This window comes from Acinetobacter sp. LT1 (assembly GCF_059800965.1).
This window is the reverse complement of record NZ_JBBAXE010000006.1, coordinates 84629-110244: the sequence shown is the minus strand read 5'-3', so window position 1 is coordinate 110244 and position 25616 is coordinate 84629. Positions and strand designations below refer to the sequence as shown.

The window sequence follows — 25616 nt, the reverse complement described above, 5'->3', positions numbered from 1 at the left end:
AGTTTGAAAAATTATTGAAAAACTTTGCCAATGAGTCATTTGCCAAATGTTTAGAATGAAGAAAATTATAGTCAATCCGAGAACCAAAGTATGTCTATTTTTTCACTAAACAGTAGCGAATATGCAGTGAGCTCTACATTAAAGCAGGTTAAGTATTTTTAAATTTTTTCATAGAAAAGGATTTATTTTTTGTCAGTGACATTCAAATTTTGACACATTAAAATGATTTCCAACCTTGAAAAAACAATGGAAATATAAAATGCCTACTGCGCAAGAAGTTTTAGATCGTCTGAAAGCCGGTAATCAACGATTTGTAAATGGAAATACTTCCCTTGCAAAAACCTTATCTCATCAAGAACGCGCTGAAATGGCAAAGGATCAAAATCCGTTTGCAATTGTACTTGGCTGCTCAGATTCTCGTGTTCCAGCAGAGATGGTATTTGACCAAGGTCTTGGTGACTTATTCGTAATTCGTGTAGCTGGTAATGTGGTTGCACCTTCACAAGTCGGTAGTGTTGAGTTCGCAGCAGAGCGTTATGACTGTCCAGTTGTAGTTGTATTAGGACACAGCCATTGTGGTGCGATTCAAGCAACAATTGATACGTTAATGAATCCTGATCACCCGCCATCATCTAACCTAATGTCGATTGTGAACCGCGTTCGTCCATCAGTTGAAATTTTAATGCAGACTGATTTAAAAAATGATTTGAAAAAACTTTCATGTCATGCGGTACGTTCAAACGTTTTTGCTTCTGTAAATCAATTACGCCATGGTTCAGCGGTGTTAGAGAGCCTGATTGCAAAAGGTGAATTAATTGTTGTCGGTGCAGAATATTCACTCGAAACTGGTGAAGTTACTTTTTTTGATTTCTGATCATATTAAAAAGAATGCTTAAATATTAAAGGTGCCTATAAGGCACCTTTAATATATGGGTAAGCTAAATTAAGTAGTTTTGACTGCGCTTGTACATTGGGATGAATTAAATCATTTTGCATAAGCTGTTTTTGACCAGCAACACCATCTAGAAAAAACGGTAGTAGTTTCACCTGATATTTTTGACTTACAACTTTATAATTATTTTCAAAAGCTTTGCTATACGCAGCCCCATAATTTGGCGGAATCTTCATGCCAAAAAGAATAACTTTGGCTTTTTGTTTCTGGCTTAATTGAATGAGCTGATCCAGATTCTTTTGAATCATTTGAGGTGGTTGACCACGCAAGCCGTCATTTCCACCTAATTCAATCACGACCACATTCGGCTTATAGGTCTGTAATAACTTAGGTAATCGGGCTAAAGCGCCGCTTGTTGTTTCTCCACTAACACTTGCATTGACCACTTTGTGTTGTTTGGGATACTGTTGGTCTAAGCGTTTTTGCAGTAATTGTACCCAACCTTGTTTGGGATCAATTCCGTAACCGGCACTAATACTATCTCCTAAAATTAAAATAGTTTTCGCCGATACAAGCATAGGCAACATACTTAATGAGATGAGCATGATGCTTTTAGAACCAATCAAAAAAGATTTAGACATTTGTACTTCGACCCTGATTCTGAATACATAGGACTTTTCACATCATGCCACAACCCATCATTGCTGCCCATCAAGTTACACAAACTATTCAGATTAACCAAAATCAGTTTACGATTTTAAAAGATATTGATTTAGAGATTTTTGAAGGGGAACAGGTAGCAATTACGGGACGTTCCGGCTCAGGTAAATCAACCTTACTAGGAATTTTGGCGACTTTAGATCAACCGTCTGAAGGAGAAGTCTGGTTGTGTGGTCAAGCTGTTCATCAGTTAACAGAGGAACAACGTGCCCAAATCAGAATGCAGCATATTGGTTTTGTATTTCAGTCTTTTCAACTTCTGCCTCAGTTGAGTGCGCTTGAAAATGTGATGTTACCTTTACGATTACGTAAAGACTTTGGTTATAAAACAGCTGAGAAAAAAGCTTTAGATTGGTTGCATCGAGTAGGGCTGAGCCGTCAAGTTGAACAAACGCCTAAAGTCTTATCTGGTGGCGAGCAGCAGCGTGTAGCCATTGCACGAGCTCTCATTGCAGAACCACAAATTATTTTTGCAGATGAACCGACTGGAAACCTAGATGGTCAGACGGCACAAGAAATTGAAAGCTTACTCTTTGACTTAAACCGAGAGTTAGGTACGACTCTGATTTTGGTGACCCATGATCGTAATTTAGCAACCCTTTGTCAGCGTCATGTTGAGTTAGATGATGGCCGACTAAAGACAGTACAGGGTGGTTAAGCTATGCGTAATCTTCTCAAACCACTTTTGCTACAGAGTTTTCGTACGGGTGGATTATATCTACTCATTATTGCTTTATCGCTTGCGATTAGCGCAACGACAGCCCTGAAATTTAGTAACGATCAAGTTAAAAATGCAGTAAGTCTGCAAGCTTCACAAATGCTGGGTGCTGATTTAGTTCTGTCGAATAACGAACCTATCGAACAGCAGTGGAAAAAGAAAGCTGAACAGCTTGGTTTAAAGCAAACTAATGTCACTATATTTAGCTCGATGGCACATACCCAAGATCAGTTTGTCATGGTGAATGTAAAGGCAATTGAGCTTTTATTTCCACTTAGAGGGCAGTTAGAAATTGAACCAAGCGCTAAAGCAATTCAATCTGGTGAGGTTTGGCTAAGTCAAAGAGCAGCCGATTTACTTAAAGTAAAGCTAGGAGATACTGTTTCTATTGCTGATGGTACCTTCCGTTTTAGTGGCGTGATTGTGCGTGATTCAAATCAGGAACTCGGTTTTTCAGGCTTTTCGCCAACCGTTATTATTCATCAAGCCGATATTGCTAAGACGCATGCGATTCAAACAGGGAGCAGAATTGACTATCGTTTATTAATGGCAGGTAGCCCTGAACAGGTTCAGTCATTTTCAAAGCAATTTAAGCAACAGCATCAACCTTCTAAAGATGTAGATGAAACGGCTGGCTTGCGTTTACGTGATGCAAGTGAATCGAACAGTAGGTTATTACGTCCGCTTGAAAATTTAGATACCTTTTTGCAATTGGCCAATATTTTAACGATTTTGTTGTGTGGTATTGCCATCGCTTTAACGAGTCAAAGATATGTTCAACAAAACCAAGATCACATTGCACTTATTAGATGTTTAGGTGCCAGTAAGTTCCAAATCTTGTGGGCATATATTGGATTGCTTTGTATTGTCAGTGCGATTTCAATTGTGCTAGGAAGCCTATTAGGTTTAATCATGGGGTTTGGTCTGCTGCAACTTATGCTGCAATTGATTCCTCAATTAGAGTTAAGTTTTTCGGTTGTACCTCTTTTAATCGGGCCTTTACCAATTGCGATTTTTACCAGCGTGATTGTGCTGCTTGGTTTTATTTTGCCAAGCATTTGGGAGCTTTTAAATACACCTCCAATTCGTGTTATTCGGGAGCAAGCCAAATCTCGCAAATCTTTATTCTTCATGTTTTTTGCAGGAAACACTAGCCTAGTTGTTTTTAGTTTGGTGTTGAGTGAAAACTTAATACTCAGCATTCTGGTTTTAGCGGCAATTATTGTTCTTTGTATTTTGCTTTACACCGTTGTTTGGCTATTGCTTCGTAGCTTAAAAAAGCTGAAAAATCGATTGTCTTTTTATATTCGTTCGCCATCACAAAGCGCCTTACAAATTACCACATTGGCTTTAGGCTTAAGCCTCATTACGGTACTCAGTGTATTAAGAACAGATTTATTAGAGCGTTGGCAGCAACAACTTCCAGAAGGGACACCGAATCAATTTGTTTATGGATTACCTCCATTTGATTTAAAAGCATTTGAGCAACAATTAAAGCAGAATGGCTGGCAAAGCACGCCGTTATATCCAAATATTCGTGGCCGACTAGTAGCAAAGAATGATGTACCTTTTTCGGAAGAAGCCATAAAACAAAATAACTCTTTGCGCCGTGAATTGAATTTAACACAATCAAATCAATTACCGAATGACAACGCAATTACAAATGGTCAAGCCCAGTTTAATGGCATTGGGCAAGTTTCAGTCGAAAGTAAAACTGCCGAAAGTTTAGGAATCCAAATTGGAGATAAGCTTACTTTTAGTTTGCCCGAAGGCAACTTACAGGCCAAAGTGGTAAATTTCCGAAGTGTCGAGTGGGAAAGCTTTAGCCCTAACTTTTTCTTTATTTTTTCCCCTAAAACTTTAGATGAAAATGCTGGAAGTTATTTAGGTAGTTTCTATGTGCCTAAGCAAGATCAATCTAAAATGATCAATATTATTCAGCAGTTCTCAAATACCGTATTTATTGATGTTGACCGGATTTTAGATGAAGTAAAACGCTTAATGAATGTTCTAGTCAAAATAGTAACTGTTCTAGCGGCATTAGTTGGTTTTTCTGGAATACTCGTTTTAATTGCTTGTCTAAATTTATTAATGGATGAGCGACGCCGTGAAGTTGCTTTGTTACGTTCATTTGGTTTATCTAAAAATAAAATGAAGCAAATGCTCAGTTTTGAGATTGGGTTTTTAGGTCTGTTAGCAGGCATAGTTGCCTGCTGTTTTGCAGAAGTGATTAGTGCGATCGCGAGCTATAAAATGAATATGGCAATACAGTGGCATATTGAAATATGGCTGATTTTACCTCTTGGCATGATGCTGGTTTGTGCCTTGATTGGTCGTTATCGACTAGGTTATCTCTGTAATTTACCGCCTTTACAGAGTTTAAGAGAATTAAACCAATTGTAGTTTAAGGAATAATGTCAGGGTTCTGGATGATGATTTCATGCCATAGTGGAAGTAACGGTGAGTTGATTTGTACACAGTACATATAAAAACCACCTGTAATGATTACTGCTCCTAATAAACCTAAAATTTTAAGTATAGTTTTTAACTTGCTGACATAGCTTAAGTACCACATCAGTGCAAGAAATGCTCCAATAATCATGCCGCCAATATGCGCGGCATTATTAATACCAGTTGCGACAAAACCAAAAATAAGGTTGATGGCCATAACCATTAATAAAGCTTTTTTATCGAGTATGTAGGCTTGATGCGGCAGCGGGGGAAATAGAGAAAGTACTGTTAACGCAGCACCTAATCCCATCACGGCACCCGAAGCACCTGCACTGACATGAGGAAGTAAACTTTGATCGAAATGTTGCAGTAATTCATGCCCATTTTGAATGGTCATATAGCTACTAAGAAGGCTACCAAATAAGCCAGCAAGTAAATAAAGGCTTATAAAATAGAAGCGACCAAATAGAGACTCTGCAACATTACCGAAAATATAGAGGGCCCACATGTTAAGCATGAGGTGAACAAGACCAAAATGAAAAAACATGCTGGTAAATAAGCGTTCAGGCTGCCCAGTAAAAGTAAGTGGTGTAAAATCTGCACCCCAATGAATAGCATCTTTCATGGCTGGGTCGCTAATATCGACACCAGTTGCAATTTGCCAAACAAACAAACCTACGTTAATCAAGATCAATAAGGCGGTCAGCCACCAAGTTTGTACATTGAGTTTACGATTAATGTGCGGAGGCTGATATTGAGTCATGCTATGCTTTTGTTATATATGAACATGCTTAACAGCTTAACATGAAAAAAGTTGAATACAGGAGATCAGGACGAACATGAAAGCTTTTATTGTTCGCGTGTTGTTAATTTTTATAGGGGCAATTCTCCTTATTCAGCTTTGGATTTTCTCAAGTTTAGTTTGGTGGCGTACACATGAAGTTGATACCACCATGTTTATGCGAATTGATTATTGGTCAGATACCTCAGAGCCGATTATTCATGAATGGCTTGACTATGATGATATTAGCGACAATTTCAAGCATGCGATTTTAGCTGGGGAAGATGCAAAATTTATTCATCACCATGGTTTTGACTGGGATGGCATTCGTTTTGCTCTAGAGCGGAATAATGAAGAAGGCGAAGTAGTTGCTGGTGGTTCTACTGTGTCTCAACAATTGGCAAAGAACTTGTTTTTATACAATAAGCGTTCGTTTATTCGTAAAGGCCAAGAAACTATCGCAACTTGGATGATGGAGCGGATGTGGTCAAAACGCCGAATTCTTGAGGTGTATATGAACTCTGTTGAATTTGGCAAAAATCGATATGGTGTAGAAGCAGCCGCACAATATTATTATGGTAAAAGTGCGAGAAGCTTAACGCGCGAACAAGCTGCTTTTTTGGCCGCATTATTGCCTGATCCGAAATATTATCAAGATCACCGCAACGATCGTAAACTACAATATAGAAAACGCGTTATCCTACGTTATATGAATAGTACCCAGATTCCTGAATAATGATGTTTTAAAGATGTGTAAATTTTTTAGTTTTTACCAAATTGTCATATTTTTGCAGCATACTGTTTTATAGAGATTTTGGCTGGATAGAGAATTGAGTTAGACATGAATACAGCGATTACACCAACGACCCCAACAGAATATAGTTATAATGACCGTTATATAAATCGTGAATTGTCTATTCTTGACTTCCATTTGCGTGTATTGGAGCAAGCGGTAGACCCTTTACATCCATTACTTGAGCGAATGAATTTCTTGCTCATTTTTTCACGTAATCTAGACGAGTTTTTCGAAATTCGTGTTGCAGGGGTGATGGAGCAATTTTCTCTGGGCAATGAGAGTCGTAGCCCTGATGGTTTGACGCCAAGACAAGTCTTACAAAAAATCTCTGAAACTGCTCACGCTGCGATTGAACGTCAATATCGTATTTTAAATGAAGAAATCTTACCTAAGTTACGTGAAGAAGACATTTGCTTCCTCCGTCGTGGTGAACTAACACCAGCGCAATCAGCTTGGATTAAGAAGTATTTTCAAGAACAAGTTGCACCTGTATTAACCCCAATTAGCTTAGATCCAGCGCATCCGTTCCCACGTCTCGTCAATAAGAGCTTAAACTTTATTATTACCTTAGAAGGTAAAGATGCTTTTGGCCGTCAAATTGATTTAGCTGTGGTTCCAGCCCCACGTTCATTACCTCGCGTTGTACGACTGCCAGATGAGTTAACAGGTGGTAAAGAACATCACGTCATGCTATCTGCAATTATTCATGAACATGTGTCCGATTTATTCCCTGGAATGACAGCAACGGGATGCTATCAATTCCGTGTTACACGTAATGCAGACTTGGCATTAAATGAAGATGTTGAAGATTTAGCAAAAGCTTTAAAAGGTGAATTAAGTTCTCGACGTTTTGGCCGTGCTGTTCGCTTAGAAGTAACTCATAACTGTCCGCAGCATATTTACGAGTACTTATTAGAAGAATTTGATTTAACCGATGAGCAATTATACAAAGTTGATGGCCCTGTAAACTTGGCTCGTCTGGTTTCAAATTTTAAACGCCCTCATTTGCGTTATGACTCACATACGCCGGTTGTACCTAAAGTGTTTAAAAAGACCGAGAGCATTTTCTCTGCAATGCAGAAGCAAGATATTTTGCTTCATCATCCGTTTGAATCTTTCGCTCCCGTGATTCAGCTACTTCGTGAAGCTGCTCGCGATCCACAAGTATTGGCAATTAAGCAGACGCTTTACCGTAGTGGTACTGACTCTGAAATTGTACAGATTTTGGCGGAAGCTGCGCGTAATGGAAAAGAAGTGACCGCGGTTATTGAATTACGTGCCCGCTTTGATGAAGAATCAAATATTGAAGTGGCTAACGTTTTACAAGAAGCAGGGGCTGTGGTTGTTTACGGTATTGTTGGTTATAAAACTCACGCCAAAATGATTATGGTGGTACGTCGTGAAAATAACAAACTTGTGCGTTACGTTCATTTAGGCACTGGTAACTACCATGCAATGAATGCTCGAATTTATACCGATTATGGTCTCATGACGACCGATAAAGATCTCTGTGAAGACGTGCATCGTATCTTCCAAGAACTAACAGGTATGGGCAAAATGGCGAAATTGAAAAAGCTATTACATGCACCATTTACCTTACATGCTCAGCTCATCAACTTTATTGATGAAGAAATTGCCAATGCTAAGGCAGGGCGTAAAGCTCAAATTATTGTGAAAGTGAATGCTTTAACGGAAGTTCAATTGATCAATAAATTATATGAAGCATCTCAAGCGGGTGTTCAGATTGATCTGATTATTCGTTCTATTTGCTGTTTACGTCCAGGTTTGCCTAACTTATCAGAAAATATTCGTGTACGTTCAATTGTAGGACGTTTCCTTGAACATACTCGCGTTTATTACTTCAGCAATAATGGTGATGCACGTATTTACTGCTCAAGCGCAGACTGGATGGATCGTAATTTATTTAACCGTGTTGAAGCATGTTTCCCTGTGGAAGATCCTGCATTGAAAAAGCGTATTTATCAACAAGGCCTAGTGAACTATTTGCAAGATAACCAGCAAGCTTGGTTGTTACAGTCAGATGGTACGTGGGTGCGTGCTGAGCCAGCAGAGGGTGAAAAATTGCATAATGCTCAAAGAGCACTATTAGAAATGATTAAATAATAAGTTTTAAATTTAATTAAAAAAGCCGACAAAATGTCGGCTTTTTTAATTCACTGAAATTCAAAATAATTTAATTAGTTTTTCTAAATGGTTGTTGGGTAAACGATAATAATTTGAAGCACAGCAAGATGTTTTTAAAATATGTGATTATTTTCATAAAACATTGAATTTTATAAATATACAAATCATGTGAAATCTACTTTAATACGCCGCATTAAATATACTTAACTTCGGTAAATGAATAAGATGCAATGCTTTATTAGAAATTTACTTATTAGAATACTTTTGGGGATAATGCCAGTGGCGGCCTACGCAGATCAGAAGTGTTATGGGGATATCATCGTATTTCAAAGGTTTGATGATCAAGCGATATATCCTTATTTTGCGCCCGTTTCCAATGATAAAACTAAAAAGAGTGAGGTAAGGAATAAAACAATAATTATTCAAAAAAGAAAACAAAAACAAGATGAGTTTTTAGCGCAAAAGAAAAATGAGGAAGTTCACACAAAAGAAGAAAAGAAAAATTCTGAAAATAAAAAACAACTTGATGCTGCGATTGCTAAAGAAATTTTAGAAAATGGTGAAAAAAAGTGGATGGTACAGGTTGCACTAGCAGCTAATCAAAATAAAGCAAATAAGATTCAGTCACAGCTTGAGGCAAAAGGCTATAAGGTCGTAACTAGTTCAACCACTAAAGGAATACGAGTCATGATAGATCCAGCCAACGACTATGCTATCGCACAAATTATTAGAGAAAAAATTATTGCTGATAATAGTTTGAATATGCAATCTGCTTGGGTGTTTAAGTGGGCATCCCTTACACCTCAATAAAATAAAAAGGAGTCCGAAGACTCCTTTTTTTATTCATGTAGGTTTGTCGTGATTTTCTGCATAATTTGCAGTAACACGTCGAATTCACTTTGTAGCGGCGTACTTTTACGAGTGACTAGCGCTAAAGTGCGACTCGGGGCATCTTCAATTGGTTTTGCAGTAATTTGATCATTAAACTTGATCATACTGTTATCAATTGCAATTTCTGGTAAAAGGGTAAAACCTAAATCAGAAGAAACCATTTCAACTAAAGTTGGTAAAGAGCTTGCTTTTAAACGGTTGTCGTTTTTACGTTCACCGATAGGGCATGCACTTAAAACGTGGTCACGTAAACAGTGGCCTTCTTCAAGCAAAATTAATCTCGATAAATCAAGATCATCTAGTGAGTTTGCTTGCAAAGCATTTGTATCTTGCTTACTACATACAAGGTACAAATTTTCTTTCGAGATTTCAGCGACTTTTAGGCCTCTAGTATCAAACGGTAGAGCAAGAACAATCATGTCTAGATTACCGTGTTCTAGACGCTCTACAATTTTTTCACTTTGAGCTTCATGCAGATGCAACTGAATTTTAGGTAACTGCTGATGCACTTCATCAAGTAACCGTGTCAGGATAAAAGGTGCAATGGTTGGGATAACGCCCAAATGCAAATCACCTGTTAACGGTTCACTCATTTCACGGCTCAAACGCATTAAATCTTGAGCATCTGCTAGTAATACACGGGCACGAGCAACAACTTGTTCACCCAATGGTGTTAAACGCACATTCTGACGGTCACGCTCTACCAGAACGCCACCTAACAATCGTTCAAGCTCCATGATGCCGCCTGATAACGTCGATTGCGTGACAAAAGAGCGGCGTGCTGCTTCAGTAAAATGCAAAGTTTCCGACAACGTAACTAAATATGATAGCTGTCTTAGTGAGGGTAATGCAGCCATAGTGTCCTAGTATGATGATTTAAAATGATGCGCAAATAAACCGCTAAGCTGAGGAATAAAATGTGCAGGGATATCATGCCCCATTCCATCAATTAATTCAAACTTAGCACCGGAAATTGCTTTTGCTACAGCCTTACCATGACTAGGTGGAAGTAAGCGATCACGAGAGCCATGTAAGACTAACGCGGGTTGCTTAATTTCACGGTCCAGTTGAAGTAAGGAGCCTGTACATAATATTGCTAAAAACTGTTGAAGTACACCAGCAGGATAATAGCTACGTTGATAAAGTTTGCGTGCAGTTTGCATTGCTTCAATCTGGTTGACGTAACCAGGTGAACCAATCAATTGAAATAGTTTTAAACTGTGATTAACAATACCTTCTTCGTCACGTGACTCAGGTTTGCCAATTAAACTCAAAAGCTGTTTCGGAAAAGGAGGGGGTAAAAAAGGCTGATTATTACTTGTAAACATGAGCCCTAATTTCTCAACCTTTTCAGGATATTTTGCTGCAAGAATTTGAGCGATCATCCCGCCCATTGATGCACCAATGACATGTGTCTTAGCCACGCCTAAGCGGTCAATGAGCATTGATACGTCATCTGCCATATCATGCAGAGTATAAGGGGCACCTTGATTACTTAGTCCGAGCGCAAAGCGACCCATCAATTTAACCGTATTTAGCCGTTTACCTTCATGACGTACTTTTGAAGAAAGGCCAATATCACGGTTATCAAAACGAATAACACGAAAACCTTGATCAATGAGTGATTTACAGAAGAAATCCGGCCAGAAAAGCATTTGAGCGCCAAGACCCATAATCAGCAAAATAGTTGGATGTTCCGGTTTTCCACCTACTTCTACATGTAGCTCAATACCATTGCCTAAGTTGACCTTGGTTTCTTGCATGAAGGATGTGTACGGCGAAATGTTAAACTGTAAGGCACTATTCATGTTATTCATTCCTTAAAGGAATACTCACAAAAGAGTATTCCTGATTCAAACCTTATGCTTGGGCTGGAATAAGATCTGGAACAAGCTTTGTTAAAGTTAAGCGTTGTTTACCTGCTGTTGCACCTAACAATACGAAACCACGCAATGTTCCTTCATTGTCAATTGCTTTAGCAAGCATACCATCGTCGAACTCTTCTGTTTCCCAGTTCACTTCTACATCCATTGGAGCTGGTAACACTGTAAGTGGAGCTGCAGGAGTTTTTACTGCAACTGGCATAGCAGGATAGTGCACGGCAGTTTGTTGTCCGCTGAGGGTTTTTGCAAGAGCACGAGCTTGCTGCATAATCGGCATTACATACGGAAGTAGCGTGCCATTTACTTCAGCGCAATCGCCAATCGCATAAATATCGGCTTGATTTGTTTCAAGTAAACTATTGGTAATAATTCCACGGCTTGTTTGAATATCTGCACTTTTAGCAAGTGAAATATTTGGCTGTAAACCAATCGCTGAAAGAACGATGTCGGCTACCAAAGTTTGGCCGTTTGCGAGTGTAATCGCATAATCTTCGCCATTATTAATTTTACTAACTTTTTCAACGGTTGTGCCTAATGCAAATTTAACACCAGCCTCTTCGAGATTTTGCTGGAATGCAGAAGCAATATGACCTGGCAATAAGCGACCTAATGGTTGAGGTGCCAAATCAATGACAGTAATGTCATATTCACTGTGAAGTAAGTCATTGGCGAATTCACAACCAATTAAACCAGCACCTAAAATAACAACACGTTTGTCTTTACGTTGAGCTAGATTTTCACGGAAAGCACGATAGTCAATGAGTGAGTTCACTACATGAATGTCATCGCTGCCATCGCCTGCAATTGCAAGACGAATTGGGTTAGCACCAACAGCTAAAATCAGTTTTGAATAGGGTTGATTCGAAATTACCCCGTCTTTTTCAAGAACAAGCTCATGACGTTCAGCTAAAATTTCTTTTACAAAAGTGAAAGGCTCAATACGCATATTGAGTTGGGTACCCATTTTAGCAGCATCACCTAAAGCAATCTGTTCAGGTGCTTTTTTACCTGCAAATGCATTTGATAATGTTGGTTTTGCATAATTCACTGCATCATCCGCACAAATCATCACAAGTTCTTGCTCTGGGCTAAGCTTACGAAACTCACGTGCTAAGGTATAACCTGCCATGCCTGATCCGATAATGACGATAGGATGCATTTTTCTCTCCAGAGTTAGAATTGTTTATTTAATACGGTGATTGGGAATATTCGTAAAAAAGACCATGTCAATCATGGCCTTTTGCTTTAAATCATTAGATTTCGATCATTTCGAAGTCAGCTTTTGAAACGCCGCAATCAGGGCAAGTCCAGTCATCAGGGATATCTTCCCATTTTGTTCCAGCTGCAATGCCGTCTTGTGGCCAACCCTCTGCTTCATCGTAAATCCATCCACAAACGATACATTGATATTTTTTCATGAGACTCTCCGCACTGATAAGTTTGCTCAAAGCTGCCTTTCAGTAAAACTATTCCATCTATTAATAATGTAACCACGATCCGGTCAATAATAACCAATGTGCCTTTGATCGGATATCAAATTTTTACGCAGTTCTACATTTAATGTAAAGCAAATAACGGAGTTTAATCATTCGTAAGCAAAGATGAATGGCAGGTTAGGACAAATAAGTGGTTTTTTAGGCAAAACTTGAGCATAAATTAATAATAACTAATACATTCTTAACGTTAATTTTAAACTTAATCTTGTTTGTGAAATTATTAAGAGATAAAAAGTTTCTGCTCATTTAAAACATTTATATAATAAGAAAGCTAAATAACAACAAATAAAGATTCAACAGATGTCATCATTAAACGCGAAAATTAAAATTCGGCAGTATAAGAACGGAATAAATCAGGGAAGTTAAGTATGGAAAATTTAGTATACGAAGTAGAAATTGAGGCACCTATAGAAAAAGTATGGGAATTACTTTGGAATAACGAGACATATAATGCTTGGACAAAATTTTTTGCTCCAGATTCCTCAATGCGTACCGATTGGCAAATCGGTGGCAAAACTTATTTCCTAGATGGTGAAGGCAATGGCATGGTTTCCACCATTGAAGAATTGAAAAAGCCGGAAATCTTGATTTTTAAACATTTAGGAATGATTAAGGATGATAAGGAAGATTTAGAAAGTGAAGAAGTTAAAGGCTGGAGTGGTTCTCTAGAAAAATATTTTTTAAGCCAATACGATAATGTAACTACTTTAAAAGTTGAATTAGCCACCTTACCTGAATATATGGGTATGTTGAAAAGTGGCTTCGTTCAAGGTTTTGAGGTGATTAAGAAATTAGCAGAAGAAAAATAGGCAATCGGCATCAATTTAAGCCAAATATTTTTTATAAATTTTCATAATCAAATCATTGATACGAGAAGGGTAGGCCAAACGATGATGTCCGCCTTCAAAGGTTTCAATATTCATGTAGGGTGCAAGTGTTTCTTGAACCTGATACATATCAAGTTGCTCATCTCCTAATTCTAAATAAGCCATTTTAGGATTAGAGAGGGTAAGTTCCTCTTCGGAAAGCTGAGGATAATCAGGTCGAAAACTAGGCGTAAGACTTGGATTTGCCACAATCACAGCTAATTTATGTTGAGCGGCAGTTTTTAAGGCCCAATATCCTCCAAGGCTGTGACCAACCAGTAAATCTGGTTTAATCGTCTGAATAGCCTGATGATAGAAGTACTCAACAGACGCATAACTTAGGTTACGATAATCAACGTCAATACAAAATTTTTCAGGATGTAAAATGGCGTGGAACTTTGTCGATTCACGAGAAGAATCCAAGCCATGTAAAAATAGAATTTTCATTATTTACGACACAATCTCATTGATAAAATAAAAGGCAAAAAGGGCCTTTGAATATCGAGGTTATTTGGATTTTTTTATATTTTACTAAAAGCTTTAAAAAATGATCTTAGCGATTGGTCTAAGTCATTTTGCCTTTAAAAAGTACGGCTCGTTTCCATAAATTGTCTTTTTTCATTTTTGTTTGATTGAAATCATTCGAAAAACTCCTGCAATCTGTTAAGCTATGCCACTTCATTTTTACTTAATCGAGGCAGAGATGACGCAACAAAACGCTCAATCGACTTCTGAACCAACTATTTCCGAAAACGATTTAATTGCACAGCGTCATGCCAAATTAAAGCAAATCCAAGATGTTGCAAAGGAAACTGGAAAGAGTCCTTGGCCAAATACTTTTAAGCGTGAACATTACGCAGCTGATCTACAAGAACAATTTAAAGATCAGTCGAAAGAACAAATTGAAAGCGCTGAGCATGTCTATGTAAAAGTGGCCGGCCGTGTCATGTTAAACCGTGGTTCTTTCATGGTGATTCAAGACATGACAGGTCGTATTCAGTTATATGTTGACCGTAAAGGCTTACCAAAAGATATTCTTGAAACCATTAAAGGTTTAGATCTCGGTGACATTATTGCTGCCGAAGGTTATATCGGACGTTCAGGCAAAGGTGACTTATATGTTCATCTTGAAGGTTTTGAACTTCTTACAAAATCTCTTCGTCCGTTACCAGATAAATTTCATGGCTTAAATGACACAGAAGTTAAGTACCGTAAACGCTACCTTGACTTAATTGTGAATGAAGAAACACGTAAGACTTTTGAAATCCGTGCCAAAGTTGTTGCAGGTATTCGAGCATTCTTAAACAATGAGCGTTTCATGGAAGTTGAAACGCCAATGATGCATGTGATTCCAGGTGGTGCTTCTGCACGTCCATTCGAAACACATCACAATGCTTTGGATATGCCTTTATTCTTACGTATTGCGCCTGAACTTTATTTGAAGCGTTTAGTTGTGGGTGGTTTTGAGCGTGTGTTTGAAATCAACCGTAACTTCCGTAATGAAGGGGTGTCAACACGTCACAACCCTGAATTCACGATGATCGAGTTTTATCAGGCATATGCTGATTATAAAGACCTAATGGCATTGACTGAAAATATGCTTGAAAAGTTGGCTTTGGATATTCTAGGTACAACTGATGTTCCTTACCAAGGTGAAGTATTTAGCTTCAAAGGACCATTCAAGAAAATCTCTATGTTCGATGCGATCTTAGAGAATAATCCGCAGTTCACACCTGAAAATGTAGGTGATCGCGAGTTTCTTGCAAAATTTATTCGTGAAGAGTTGAAAGAAGAGGTTAAGCCAGGTTTTGGTTTAGGTAAGCTTCAAACAATCGTATTTGAAGAAACTGTTGAAACTAAACTTCGTCAGCCAACATTTATTACTGATTACCCAGCGGAAACTTCTCCATTGGCGCGTCGTAATGATGACAATCCACACGTTACAGATCGTTTTGAATTCTTCATCGGTGGTCGTGAGTTAGCAAATGGCTTCAGCGAGTTAAATGACCCAATCGATCAAGCTGAGCGTTTCCAAGCGCAAGTTGCTGAAAAAGACGCTGGTGATGATGAAGCAATGCATTACGATGCAGAGTTTGTTGAAGCACTTGAATATGGTTTACCTCCAACAGCAGGTGAAGGTATTGGTATTGACCGTTTGGTTATGTTATTTGCTGACGCACCAAGTATTCGTGATGTAATTTTATTCCCGCATATGCGCCGTAAAGAAGGTTAATCTTCTAAGATGCAAAAAGGCAGTATTTATACTGCCTTTTTTATTACTTTTTATATCTAGAAACTTACCTAATTATACTAATCTTAAGATAGCGTTAAAAAATGTAATTGCACAGTTTAACAATTGCAAAGTTGTGATAAAAAATTTAAGGTGTTGCTCATAAATAACTTTGAGAATTGGCTGGCATGTTTCTAAGAAAAACACTTTCAATTGCAATATTGGCAACTGCTTCATCCGCTATTTTTGCACAAGGTTTAGTGCTAAATAATGAAGACTTACGTACCGACTTAAACTGGTTAAATCAACAAGGTGTTATCAGTATTAGCACTTCAACTTGGCCGTTAAGTGGTGATGAAATTCAAAGAGCACTTTCTCAAGCAAAAGTGACGCATCCAGCTCAACAAAAAGTTATTAATTCAGTACTTAATGCGTTAAAAGCAGATAACAATACAGTTAAAGTGGGTGCTTTTGCTGAATCTGATATTAAAAATATTCCACAAGCATTTGGCGATAACCAAAAATCACAGTACCAAGGTTCATTAGAGTTTAATGCTGGCGGTGAAAACTGGGACGCTAAAATCCGAGTAAATGCAGAAAAAGACCCACAAATTGATAATGGTCAAGATGTCAATGTTGAGGGTTCATATGTCGCTGGTAAACTTTGGAATCAATGGGTAGTTGCAGGTCAAATTCCAACATGGTGGGGACCTGGATATGATGGTAGCTTAATTCGTGGTGATGCAAGTCGACCAGTTTATGGGGTAACTGCACAACGTGCTGTGCAAAATGCTTTTGAGACAAAATGGTTGTCTTGGATTGGACCTTGGCAATATCAAGCTTTTGCTGGTCAATTAGATGATTATAAAATACATAATGCAAAATTAATTGGGATGCGTTTAACTGCACAACCATTTCCTGCTTTAGAACTTGGTGCTTCTAGAGCGATTCAAATTGGTGGAGATGGTCAGCCAAATAGTTTTAAAGCCTATTGGAATGCGATTATCGGTAAAGATAATGGTTGTACTGAAAGTAGTTGTGTAGGCGAAGATAATGCATCTAATCAGTTAGCAGGTTTTGATGCTCGTTTACAATTACAACCGTTGTTTAATATCCCAGTCAGTGTTTACGGGCAATATGTAGGGGAAGATGAGGCGGGTGGTTTACCATCTAAAAAAATGTATTTGGCTGGAGCAGATTATTCTTCAATAGTTAATAATATGCCTTATCAACTCTATGCTGAATGGGCAGATACACGTACAAATGGTGATGCAAGAGGGATTTCATATAATCACCACCAATATACAGATGGCTATTATCAACATGGTTTCTCGTTAGGTCATGCGATGGGTGGTGACGGGCAAATGTATTCGGTGGGTGGCGATATCCGCTTTGATGTCATGAACCGTTTAAGTGGTCGCGCTATGGTGGTTAAAGTTAACCAATCTAACTTGGCAATCAATAAAGCATTCCCTAAAGATGATGAAATTAAAGCACTTGATTTAACGTGGACGCATTTCATCAAACCTGATCTTCCATTAAAAATTAATGGATGGGTAAGTGATTCGGATCTTGAGGGTAATGATGCAGGTGCATCTATTGGTGTTGAAATTCCATTAGAACGTAAAATGTTTGGTTTCTAAGATTAGATCATGTTTTAGAAAAGAGAAGCGATTAATGCTTCTCTTTTTTATGGCTTTTAAAGAAAACTATAGACTAGAACATGATTTGCTTAAGTTGGTTACACAAGCTAGGATTACAAAGTTATGCAAGTGAATCAGCATATTACATGTATATGATTAAATCGAATATCAATATGAAAAAACAAGCAAAAGGAATCGGTTTTAAATCACTATAATGCATAACTAATGCTATAAGCCATATAAAGGCTTGTGGTTGGATTATCTATCACGAAAAATTGGAGTTGTTATGGCACTCGTTCCTCCACATGGTCTTCTAGGTGGTGGTTTAATACTACTTCTAGATTTTATGGGCAAAATGGATAGAGAAGGACGTGTTCATGACTGAATCAAGACTCACACATCTCAAACAGCTTGAAGCGGAAAGCATTCATATCATCCGTGAAGTTGCTGCAGAATTCGAAAACCCAGTCATGCTTTACTCAATTGGTAAAGACTCGGCTGTTATGCTTCATCTTGCGTTAAAAGCATTTTATCCAGCTAAACTTCCATTCCCATTATTACATGTAGATACGGGTTGGAAATTTAAAGACATGATCGCGTTTCGCGATAACATGGCAAAAACTCATGGTTTTGACTTAATTGTTCATCAGAACAAAGAAGGCCGTGAAGCTGGGATCAACCCATTTGATCATGGTAGTTCAAAATATACCGATATTATGAAAACCCAAGCTTTAAAACAGGCTTTGGATAAATATCAATTTGATGCTGCTTTTGGTGGTGCACGTCGTGATGAAGAAAAATCACGTGCAAAAGAGCGTGTTTACTCATTCCGCGATAGCAAACACCGTTGGGACCCGAAAAACCAACGCCCTGAACTTTGGAATCTTTACAATGGTAAAGTGAACAAAGGTGAAAGTATTCGTGTATTCCCTTTATCTAACTGGACTGAGTTGGATATCTGGCAATATATCTATTTAGAAAATATTCAAATCGTTCCTCTTTATTTCTCTGCTGTTCGTCCAGTAGTAGAGCGTAGCGGTACGTTAATCATGGTTGATGATGAGCGTATGCGTCTAAAAGAGGGTGAAGTTCCACAGATGAAGTCTGTACGTTTCCGTACGCTTGGCTGTTACCCGTTAACTGGTGCAGTTGAGTCTGAAGCAGATACGTTACCTGAAATTATCCAAGAGATGCTTTTAGCCACGAGTTCTGAGCGTCAAGGTCGTATGATTGACCATGATGAAGCGGGCTCAATGGAAAAGAAAAAGCAAGAAGGCTATTTCTAAGACAATTTCTAAATTTGTGGAGTTTGAGCAATGTCTCATCAATCAGAATTAATCAGTCAAGATATCTTGGCCTATTTAAAGCAACATGAACAAAAAGACCTTCTACGCTTTTTGACTTGCGGTAACGTAGACGATGGTAAAAGTACGCTTATTGGACGTTTACTCTACGATTCAAAATTGATTTATGAAGATCAATTGCAAGCTGTAACGCGAGACAGTAAAAAAGTAGGAACTACGGGTGATGCACCAGACTTGGCGTTACTAGTAGATGGCCTTCAAGCAGAACGTGAACAAGGTATTACCATTGACGTAGCATACCGTTATTTCTCAACAGAAAAGCGTAAGTTTATTATTGCGGATACTCCAGGGCATGAGCAATATACACGCAACATGGCAACAGGTGCGTCAACTGCGGACTTGGCAATCATCCTGATCGATGCACGTTATGGTGTACAAACTCAAACTCGTCGCCATACGTTTATTGCAAGTTTGCTTGGTATTAAAAATATTGTTGTTGCAATCAATAAGATGGACTTGGTTGAATATTCACCTGAGCGTTTCACTGAAATTCAGATTGAATATGATGCTTTCGTAAGCCAATTAGGTGATCGTCGTCCAGCCAATATTCAGTTTGTACCAATCTCTGCCTTAAATGGCGATAATGTTGTGAATCCGTCAGCTCATACGCCGTGGTACAAGGGTCAAACCTTGATGAGCATTCTTGAGTCGGTGGAAATTAGTCGTGAATCAAACAAACACGAATTCCGTTTCCCTGTTCAGTATGTAAATCGTCCAAACCTTGATTTCCGTGGTTTTGCGGGTACTGTTGCTTTAGGTGAAATCAATGTTGGTGATGAGATTGTTGCACTGCCATCAGGTAAGCGTTCAACAGTTAAAGAAATCGTTACTTTTGATGGAAACCTTGAGCAGGCTGTAGCGGGTCAAGCGGTTACATTGACCCTGAATGATGAAATTGATATTAGCCGTGGTAACGTTTTGGTACGTGCTGGCGAGCAACCGTTAATTTCACGTAGTGTTCGTGCTTCAGTGGTGTGGATGAATGAACATCCGCTCGTGAAAGGTAAGTTATACAACGTTAAGATTGGTACCCAGACTGTTCCTGCTAAAGTCACTAATATTCACTATCGAGTGAATGTGAATACACTTGAACATACTCATGTGGAAGAGCTTGAGTTAAATGCAATTGCAGATGTTGTAGTTGAGTTCGATGCGCCAGTTGTGTTTGATCAATATCAAGATTCTCGTTATACAGGTTCATTCATCTTCATTGACCGCTTAAGCAACGTAACTGTTGGTGCAGGTATGGTTGAGGCTGCTGTTGAATGGACTGCACATAGCAATCCTGTAACAGCTGAAGATCGTGCTGCACGTTTGGGCCAAAAGCCAGCGGTGATTGGGATTTCTGCACAGTTAATCGAGAAAGCTCAAGTTTTAGAAAGTTTATTGATCCAACAAGGTGTAGTTGCGATTGCAAAAGCCAACTTAACTGCTGATCAAATTACTTTATTGCGTGAGACAGGTGTTGTAGTTATTACTACGGCTGTGGATGGTACAGATACAGAAGTTACTGCTGAAACCGTTGAAGAGGCAGCTGAAAAAGTTGTGGAATTAGTTCGTCTTTAATAGACTGAATTGATTTTGAAAAAACCCGCGTAAGCGGGTTTTTTTGTATTGTGTATACTCTATATTTTTATATAACTACATCTCTAATATATGAAACTTGAAACCCTTAATAAAAATGCTGAATTCTATATCGCTTCACTAGCTTTGGGAGTTTTAGAGGGAATGAAACAGGGAATTCTTTCTCCTGAAGCTGGAATATGGTCTTTAGCAAGGTCGAGCTTTTCTAATGAACTTTTAAAATCTACAATAATTTCTAACGATCTAAAATATGTAATCGCATGTTTTGATGAGATTGATGCTTTATCTAGCTTTGATGGAGGAGAGGTAAAGCAACAGCAAATGATTGATGAATTGAAAGAGAGATGTCTAAGTTGTTTGCAGGGGGTTGATTATAAAAATCTTGATATGAAAATGACATCTTCAATAAATGATGAAGATGATTTATAGATTATGTCTGATTGTTCCGCTTATCAAGAAGCTGGAATAATCAAAAAATTAAAAAATATTTTGGGTTTTTTGAATCAGATGCTCTTTTATATCTTTAGGATAGTTCTGAATCATCTTTAAAAATATATCTCGATCACCTTGATATAAGGCACGTGTTGCTTCTTCGTAATTTGGCATATTGCCCAACATGGCAGACATAAAACGGTCGATGGCTTGTTTAGCGAGCATAATATTACCTTCAGAATTTGAGTTATTTAACTCTTTATCAATTAACTTACGAATTACTGCTGATGCACTCGCACTTTGTTGATCTAACCAATCCCAATGTTTTTTCTGTAAAGTGATTTCACGAGAAATTACTCCGAGTTTAGGTCGTCCAACTTTTTTAATTTCTTCTGGTTCAGCATAACGTTGTTGAATTTCCTGTTCCGAACCAGAAAGATCAAGATCAATTTGTTGACCTGTTTGATCATTAAAAATCAGAATATTTTCCGTTGTTTTCGGAAGATCTTTGAGTTTTTTTGCAAGTTCAATAAGGGAGTCACTCGCAATAAGCGTGCTTCCAGTGAAGGCAGTATAGGTGATTTTAGTATTCATTTTAGCCATATATTTTTATCTGGGTAAAATAATATTATCAGGGTAAAATTAATTTGGCAAATAATTAAAATTATAACCAAAGAATTATTTGATTTTATGAGTGTAGTCGATGAAGTTAGGACTATAAAAATAGTCAAGATAATGAGCTATTTAAAATTTTACTCTGCTTTAGTATTGCTTTTATGAGAGAATACGCCTTTAGTTGTATGTATAGAGACTCCTATGTTTGAGCAATCTCCTGAATCTTTAAGCGATATCGAAATTTTAGACATTTTACAGTCGATGAAAAAAGATAAGCTAGATACGGAAGCAAATGAGATCATCCGTAACGGGGGAAAAGCAGGACGCCAGGAAGCACATAAACAGGCTTTAGTGGCACTGAATACAAATTTTGAAGAAAAGTTTGTAGAGGCAGTTACTCTTGCACTAGGTTTAAATGCAGCTCAAGCTAAAAAAATTCGCTATAAAAAAGATCGAATTCGTATTTTAAAAGCGCGTGGTATTGATTATTTAGCTATTGATGGTGCAGAAACAGCGCAAGTTTTGGCACAAATTTCACAAGCGATTGTTCGAGAAGATGCAATAGTTACTCATGACTTACATGACATCTTCCCATTTTGGAAAGAAGGTTGGCCAATGGTGCAATTTGATAATGCCTATAAAATTTTAGAAGAAGATATTAGCTTGCACTTTCATGCGTTCTTAGACGCCATGATTGAGTATATAAATAAATAAAAATAAAAGCCCCGTTTGGGGCTTTTATTTTTAGGGGAATAATTAAAGTGTACTAAAGAGCGGGAAAACGCCAATCACTAATGCGGTGCCCATCAAAACCATACATGTTATAAATGCCCATTTAAATGTGAACTTTTGATGATCTGCAAAGTCAACTTTAGCAAGACCGCATAACAAGTAAGTTGATGGAACAAGAGGCGATAGTAAGTGTACTGGTTGACCTACAATTGATGCACGAGCAATAGCTTCTGGGCTAATACCGTAATGTGAAGCCGCTTCAGCAAGAATTGGTAAAACACCATAGAAGAATGCATCATTTGACATAAAGAATGTCAAAGGCATACTGACTAAAGCGGTAATCGGTGCAAGATATGGACCCATGCTTGGAGGAATCATTGCGACGAATTCTTTAGACATCGCCTCAACCATACCTGTACCAGATAGAATACCTGTGAAAATACCTGCTGCGAAAATTAAACCTACAACAGCTAAAATACTATCTGCATGCATTGCGATACGCTTTTTCTGCATATCAACATCTGGATAGTTAATCAGCATTGCAATACAGAACGCTAGCATGAATAGCACTGACATTGGCAAAATGCCTTTGATTAATGCAATCATGAGAATAATAGTAAGTACCATATTTACTTTGCGTAAATGTGGACGCGTCGCTTCAGGATCTTTCGACACGGTAATATTGTCACCATGATGACTTTCAAGCTCAATCACGCCTAAACGTTTTTGCTCATAGCGGCCATATAAATATGCCAAGAAGAATAACCAACCAATACTAATGATCATTGGAAGGATCATTGGTACGAAAATATGGCTTGGATCAACTTGTAACGCACTTGCAGCACGAGCAGTAGGACCGCCCCATGGCGTTAGGTTCATTACACCACTACATAAAAGCATAAGCGCAGTCATGATGAGTGTGTTCATTCCTAGGCGTTGATAAAGTGGCAACATTGCAGCCACACAAATCATATAGGTGGTTGAGCCATCACCATCTAAAGAAACGAGAGTGGTTAAAAAGACAGTTCCTAGTGTAATTTTTAAAGGATCGCCTTTAACTTTTTTCAAAATCCATTTAACTGGTGGGTCGAAAAGACCTGCATCGATCATTAAGGCAAAATACAAAATTGCGAATAAAAGCATTACGCCAGTTGGCGCTAATTTTTTGATGCCATCCAGCATCATCTCACTGAGACCTTTAAGTTCAATGTGACTTAAACTTTCAAAGTAATGACCTAGGCCCCAAGCAATGAGAGAAAAAATAAACGGGATGAGAATTAAAGCAATAATAGGGCTTAAACGTTTGGACATGATTAAGTACATGAAGCACAAAATCATGCCAACACCAAGTAATGTCAGCATACAATCAATCCTTTGCCTATAGTTTTACTGAACAAGTTTATTCAAAACTCTGACCTTGGTTATTCTTATTAATTTTTATTAAAAAGACAAATAATATATTTAGTTTATTTGGTTAATATATATTCGTTTGGATAGGTATATTTAGATGAAATACTGAACATATATATTAAGGTTATAATGGTTTTATAATAAATGAATGCTATTATAAAATAATATAAAGGTATTATAAAAATAAAAATTATATGGCATTTTTTTTAATTATATATATTTTGATGATTGAAATGAGAAGAAGAAGCATTTAGGGGCTTACTTTGAGCTAAGTTATATAAGTTTGTTTGCAATGTAAATGGGACTTAATTACTTTATAGGTAGCTAAGGGATATAGATTATTTTATTAATTTTCAGTATTTAAGCTTTAATAGAGTTGTTAAATAAAATAATAATACTTTTAGATTAAAAGAGCAAATTGAATAAATGAATCTAAAATAATTATTACATATATTTAAAAAAGTTATTTAGTTTAAAAAAATACCCCAGCTAAATTGTGGGGCATTTAAATTAATACCGATTAGTTTTCATCAATTGATGAGTGTGTTTCGGTTTGTTCTAAAATTCGAGTTACAAGAAGTTGGTCAATTTTAAAATGGTCGACATCGACAACTTCAAATTTATATCCACCAAATTCTACAAAATCTGCTGGACGTGGAATTTTGCGTAAACGGTACATCATGAAACCTGCGAGCGTCTCATAGTTTTCTTCATCAGGCATTTCATCAATTTCAAGAGCATGTCTTAGATCATCAATTGGTGTACTGCCATCAATTAACCAAGAGTTATTATCACGTTTAATGATTTGCTGCTCTTCTTCAATAGGAGTAACCCAATCACCCATAACTGTGATCATGATATCGCTTAATGTAATCACTCCGACAACAAGTGCATATTCATTGATAACGACAGCAAATTTCTCTTTTGTAGAACGAAAACGGTCAAGTAGTTCAGAGAGTGTGAGAGTGTCGGGAATCATGAGTACAGTACGAATGGTAGACTCATTTAATTGAGTTGGTGATTGATTATTTAAAATGCGTACTAAGAAATCTTTAGCATCAACATAACCAATAACCTGATCAATATTTTCATTACACACTAAAAATTTTGAGTAAGGATATTCTGCTAATTTTTGACGAATACTATCTTCATGTTCGTTTAGGGTGAAATAAACGACGTTTTCGCGTGTCGTCATGCTTGAAGGTACAGTACGTTCTTCTAGTTCAAAAACATTCTCAATAAAGTGGTGTTCTTGTTTTTGAAGTACGCCGGCTTGAGCACCTGCATCCATGACTGCTGAGATATCATCAAAAGTAATGTTATCTTCGCGTGTTGTATTCACTTTAAATAAGCGAAATAACAGATTCGCAATAGCATTAATTCCCCAAGCTAAGGGTTTACACACCTTAATAAAAACTTGAATCGGGTTAATAACGCTAATTGCAATTTTTTCAGGTGCAATCATTGCCAAGCGTTTTGGCATGAGATCGGCAAATAAAATAAATAGAGAAGTTACTAAAGTGAAGGAGAGGGCAAAACCGATAGTTTGTGTCCATGGACCTTCATAAAAGCGGTCAACTAAAGTGACAAAAAAGGGACGAAAAGCAGCTTCACCCAAAATACCGCCTAAAATTGCAACTGCATTTAGGCCAATTTGAGAAGCTGCAAAAAAATCGGCAGATTGTTCTTGTAGATCAAGTACTTGTTGGGCACGTTCTTCGCCAGCTTCGGCTAAAATTTTTAACTTTACTTTTCTGGCGCCAGCCAATGCAATTTCAGTTAAAGATAAAAAGCCTGCTGCGATGATGAGCAGTACGATGATAATGATATTTTGAAAGAGACTCACAAATCACCCGAGGTTCATCATTATTATGACTATGTTTTAACACAAAAAAGCGCTGAGGTAATCAGATTGATTGCTCAGCGCTTGAAGATAATGTCTAAAATCGACAATTAAATTAAAATTT

At 37.7% G+C, this 25616-nt stretch carries 24 protein-coding genes and 1 pseudogene; 14 read left to right on the top strand and 11 right to left on the bottom strand.

The features are described 5' to 3' along the window. Positions 1 to 259 precede the first annotated feature (259 nt). Positions 260 to 874: a carbonic anhydrase gene (locus WBW42_RS07730; protein ID WP_002117769.1), complete on the top strand. Its 615-nt coding sequence runs from the start codon at positions 260 to 262 to the stop codon at positions 872 to 874. Positions 875 to 909: 35 nt separating this feature from the next. Here the strand turns inward: WBW42_RS07730 and WBW42_RS07725 are convergent, their stop codons facing one another. Further along, positions 910 to 1533, bottom strand: coding sequence for an arylesterase (locus WBW42_RS07725; RefSeq protein WP_032056849.1), 624 nt, complete (start codon positions 1531 to 1533; stop codon positions 910 to 912). 44 nt (positions 1534 to 1577) lie between these two features. Between WBW42_RS07725 and WBW42_RS07720 the strand changes: the two genes are divergently transcribed. After that, a complete protein-coding gene (locus WBW42_RS07720; protein ID WP_032056848.1) occupies positions 1578 to 2270 on the top strand; it encodes an ABC transporter ATP-binding protein in 693 nt (230 codons plus the stop codon). 3 nt (positions 2271 to 2273) lie between these two features. Further along, positions 2274 to 4733 carry an ABC transporter permease gene (locus tag WBW42_RS07715; protein WP_032056847.1) on the top strand — a complete coding sequence of 820 codons (2460 nt, stop codon included), beginning with the start codon at positions 2274 to 2276 and terminating at the stop codon, positions 4731 to 4733. Position 4734: 1 nt separating this feature from the next. Here the strand turns inward: WBW42_RS07715 and WBW42_RS07710 are convergent, their stop codons facing one another. Next, on the bottom strand, positions 4735 to 5544 hold the full coding sequence (locus WBW42_RS07710; protein WP_032056846.1) for a rhomboid family intramembrane serine protease: 810 nt from the start codon (positions 5542 to 5544) through the stop codon (positions 4735 to 4737). A 76-nt stretch (positions 5545 to 5620) separates the two neighbouring features. On the opposite strand from WBW42_RS07710, the gene mtgA reads away from it, so the two are divergent. Next, on the top strand, positions 5621 to 6298 hold the full coding sequence (gene mtgA, locus WBW42_RS07705; RefSeq protein ID WP_002117784.1) for a monofunctional biosynthetic peptidoglycan transglycosylase: 678 nt from the start codon (positions 5621 to 5623) through the stop codon (positions 6296 to 6298). A 105-nt stretch (positions 6299 to 6403) separates the two neighbouring features. Then, positions 6404 to 8482 (top strand): polyphosphate kinase 1, encoded by a 2079-nt coding sequence (gene ppk1 / locus WBW42_RS07700; protein ID WP_032056845.1) that lies wholly within the window; start codon positions 6404 to 6406, stop codon positions 8480 to 8482. Positions 8483 to 8542: 60 nt separating this feature from the next. Here the strand turns inward: ppk1 and WBW42_RS07695 are convergent. Next, positions 8543 to 8671: pseudogene (locus tag WBW42_RS07695) on the bottom strand (hypothetical protein). A 57-nt stretch (positions 8672 to 8728) separates the two neighbouring features. Here WBW42_RS07695 and WBW42_RS07690 point away from each other — a divergent pair. Then, positions 8729 to 9313, top strand: a complete 585-nt coding sequence (locus WBW42_RS07690) for an SPOR domain-containing protein (protein ID WP_032056844.1) — start codon at positions 8729 to 8731, stop codon at positions 9311 to 9313. Positions 9314 to 9342: 29 nt separating this feature from the next. Here the strand turns inward: WBW42_RS07690 and oxyR are convergent, their stop codons facing one another. From oxyR to rubA, 4 genes are all read right to left on the bottom strand, one after another. Beyond that, the gene (gene oxyR, locus WBW42_RS07685) at positions 9343 to 10251 is read right to left on the bottom strand and encodes a LysR family transcriptional regulator OxyR (protein WP_005070616.1); all 909 of its coding nucleotides are present in this window, start codon (positions 10249 to 10251) and stop codon (positions 9343 to 9345) included. Between the two features lie 6 nt (positions 10252 to 10257). Beyond that, positions 10258 to 11202 (bottom strand): esterase EstB, encoded by a 945-nt coding sequence (estB, locus tag WBW42_RS07680; protein ID WP_032056843.1) that lies wholly within the window; start codon positions 11200 to 11202, stop codon positions 10258 to 10260. A gap of 52 nt (positions 11203 to 11254) precedes the next feature. Next, positions 11255 to 12436 carry a rubredoxin reductase RubB gene (rubB, locus tag WBW42_RS07675; protein ID WP_032056841.1) on the bottom strand — a complete coding sequence of 394 codons (1182 nt, stop codon included), beginning with the start codon at positions 12434 to 12436 and terminating at the stop codon, positions 11255 to 11257. Positions 12437 to 12530: 94 nt separating this feature from the next. Further along, positions 12531 to 12695, bottom strand: a complete 165-nt coding sequence (rubA, locus tag WBW42_RS07670; RefSeq protein WP_000760495.1) for a rubredoxin RubA — start codon at positions 12693 to 12695, stop codon at positions 12531 to 12533. Between the two features lie 446 nt (positions 12696 to 13141). Here rubA and WBW42_RS07665 point away from each other — a divergent pair, with 446 nt between their 5' ends. Further along, the gene (locus WBW42_RS07665; RefSeq protein ID WP_032056840.1) at positions 13142 to 13582 is read left to right on the top strand and encodes an SRPBCC family protein; all 441 of its coding nucleotides are present in this window, start codon (positions 13142 to 13144) and stop codon (positions 13580 to 13582) included. A gap of 15 nt (positions 13583 to 13597) precedes the next feature. Here the strand turns inward: WBW42_RS07665 and WBW42_RS07660 are convergent, their stop codons facing one another. Continuing rightward, complete coding sequence (locus WBW42_RS07660; protein WP_014206073.1) at positions 13598 to 14086, bottom strand: YqiA/YcfP family alpha/beta fold hydrolase; 489 nt, start codon at positions 14084 to 14086, stop codon at positions 13598 to 13600. Positions 14087 to 14342: 256 nt separating this feature from the next. Here WBW42_RS07660 and lysS point away from each other — a divergent pair, with 256 nt between their 5' ends. The 6 genes from lysS to WBW42_RS07630 all read left to right on the top strand — a co-directional run bounded on the left by lysS (position 14343) and on the right by WBW42_RS07630 (position 20889). Continuing rightward, complete coding sequence (gene lysS, locus WBW42_RS07655) at positions 14343 to 15872, top strand: lysine--tRNA ligase (protein ID WP_002117806.1); 1530 nt, start codon at positions 14343 to 14345, stop codon at positions 15870 to 15872. A 185-nt stretch (positions 15873 to 16057) separates the two neighbouring features. Then, a complete protein-coding gene (locus WBW42_RS07650; RefSeq protein WP_032056839.1) occupies positions 16058 to 17512 on the top strand; it encodes a capsule assembly Wzi family protein in 1455 nt (484 codons plus the stop codon). 253 nt (positions 17513 to 17765) lie between these two features. Further along, complete coding sequence (locus tag WBW42_RS07645) at positions 17766 to 17897, top strand: hypothetical protein (RefSeq protein WP_002117520.1); 132 nt, start codon at positions 17766 to 17768, stop codon at positions 17895 to 17897. Beyond that, positions 17890 to 18798, top strand: a complete 909-nt coding sequence (gene cysD, locus WBW42_RS07640; protein WP_000140408.1) for a sulfate adenylyltransferase subunit CysD — start codon at positions 17890 to 17892, stop codon at positions 18796 to 18798. Before WBW42_RS07645 ends, cysD begins: the two co-directional genes overlap by 8 nt. A 30-nt stretch (positions 18799 to 18828) precedes the next feature. Next, positions 18829 to 20442 carry a sulfate adenylyltransferase subunit CysN gene (gene cysN / locus WBW42_RS07635; protein ID WP_032056838.1) on the top strand — a complete coding sequence of 538 codons (1614 nt, stop codon included), beginning with the start codon at positions 18829 to 18831 and terminating at the stop codon, positions 20440 to 20442. A gap of 90 nt (positions 20443 to 20532) precedes the next feature. Then, on the top strand, positions 20533 to 20889 hold the full coding sequence (locus tag WBW42_RS07630; RefSeq protein WP_032056837.1) for a hypothetical protein: 357 nt from the start codon (positions 20533 to 20535) through the stop codon (positions 20887 to 20889). A 48-nt stretch (positions 20890 to 20937) separates the two neighbouring features. Here WBW42_RS07630 and WBW42_RS07625 read toward each other — a convergent pair whose 3' ends face one another. Continuing rightward, positions 20938 to 21495 carry a DUF2239 family protein gene (locus tag WBW42_RS07625; RefSeq protein ID WP_080776927.1) on the bottom strand — a complete coding sequence of 186 codons (558 nt, stop codon included), beginning with the start codon at positions 21493 to 21495 and terminating at the stop codon, positions 20938 to 20940. A gap of 213 nt (positions 21496 to 21708) precedes the next feature. Between WBW42_RS07625 and WBW42_RS07620 the strand changes: the two genes are divergently transcribed. Next, positions 21709 to 22221, top strand: a complete 513-nt coding sequence (locus tag WBW42_RS07620; RefSeq protein ID WP_002117749.1) for a hypothetical protein — start codon at positions 21709 to 21711, stop codon at positions 22219 to 22221. Between the two features lie 42 nt (positions 22222 to 22263). Here WBW42_RS07620 and WBW42_RS07615 read toward each other — a convergent pair whose 3' ends face one another. Next, positions 22264 to 23601 (bottom strand): CitMHS family transporter, encoded by a 1338-nt coding sequence (locus WBW42_RS07615; protein WP_002117607.1) that lies wholly within the window; start codon positions 23599 to 23601, stop codon positions 22264 to 22266. Between the two features lie 568 nt (positions 23602 to 24169). Continuing rightward, entirely contained in the window at positions 24170 to 25495 is a 1326-nt protein-coding gene (paeA, locus tag WBW42_RS07610) for a polyamine export protein PaeA (RefSeq protein ID WP_002117726.1), read from the bottom strand. Positions 25496 to 25616 lie beyond the last annotated feature (121 nt).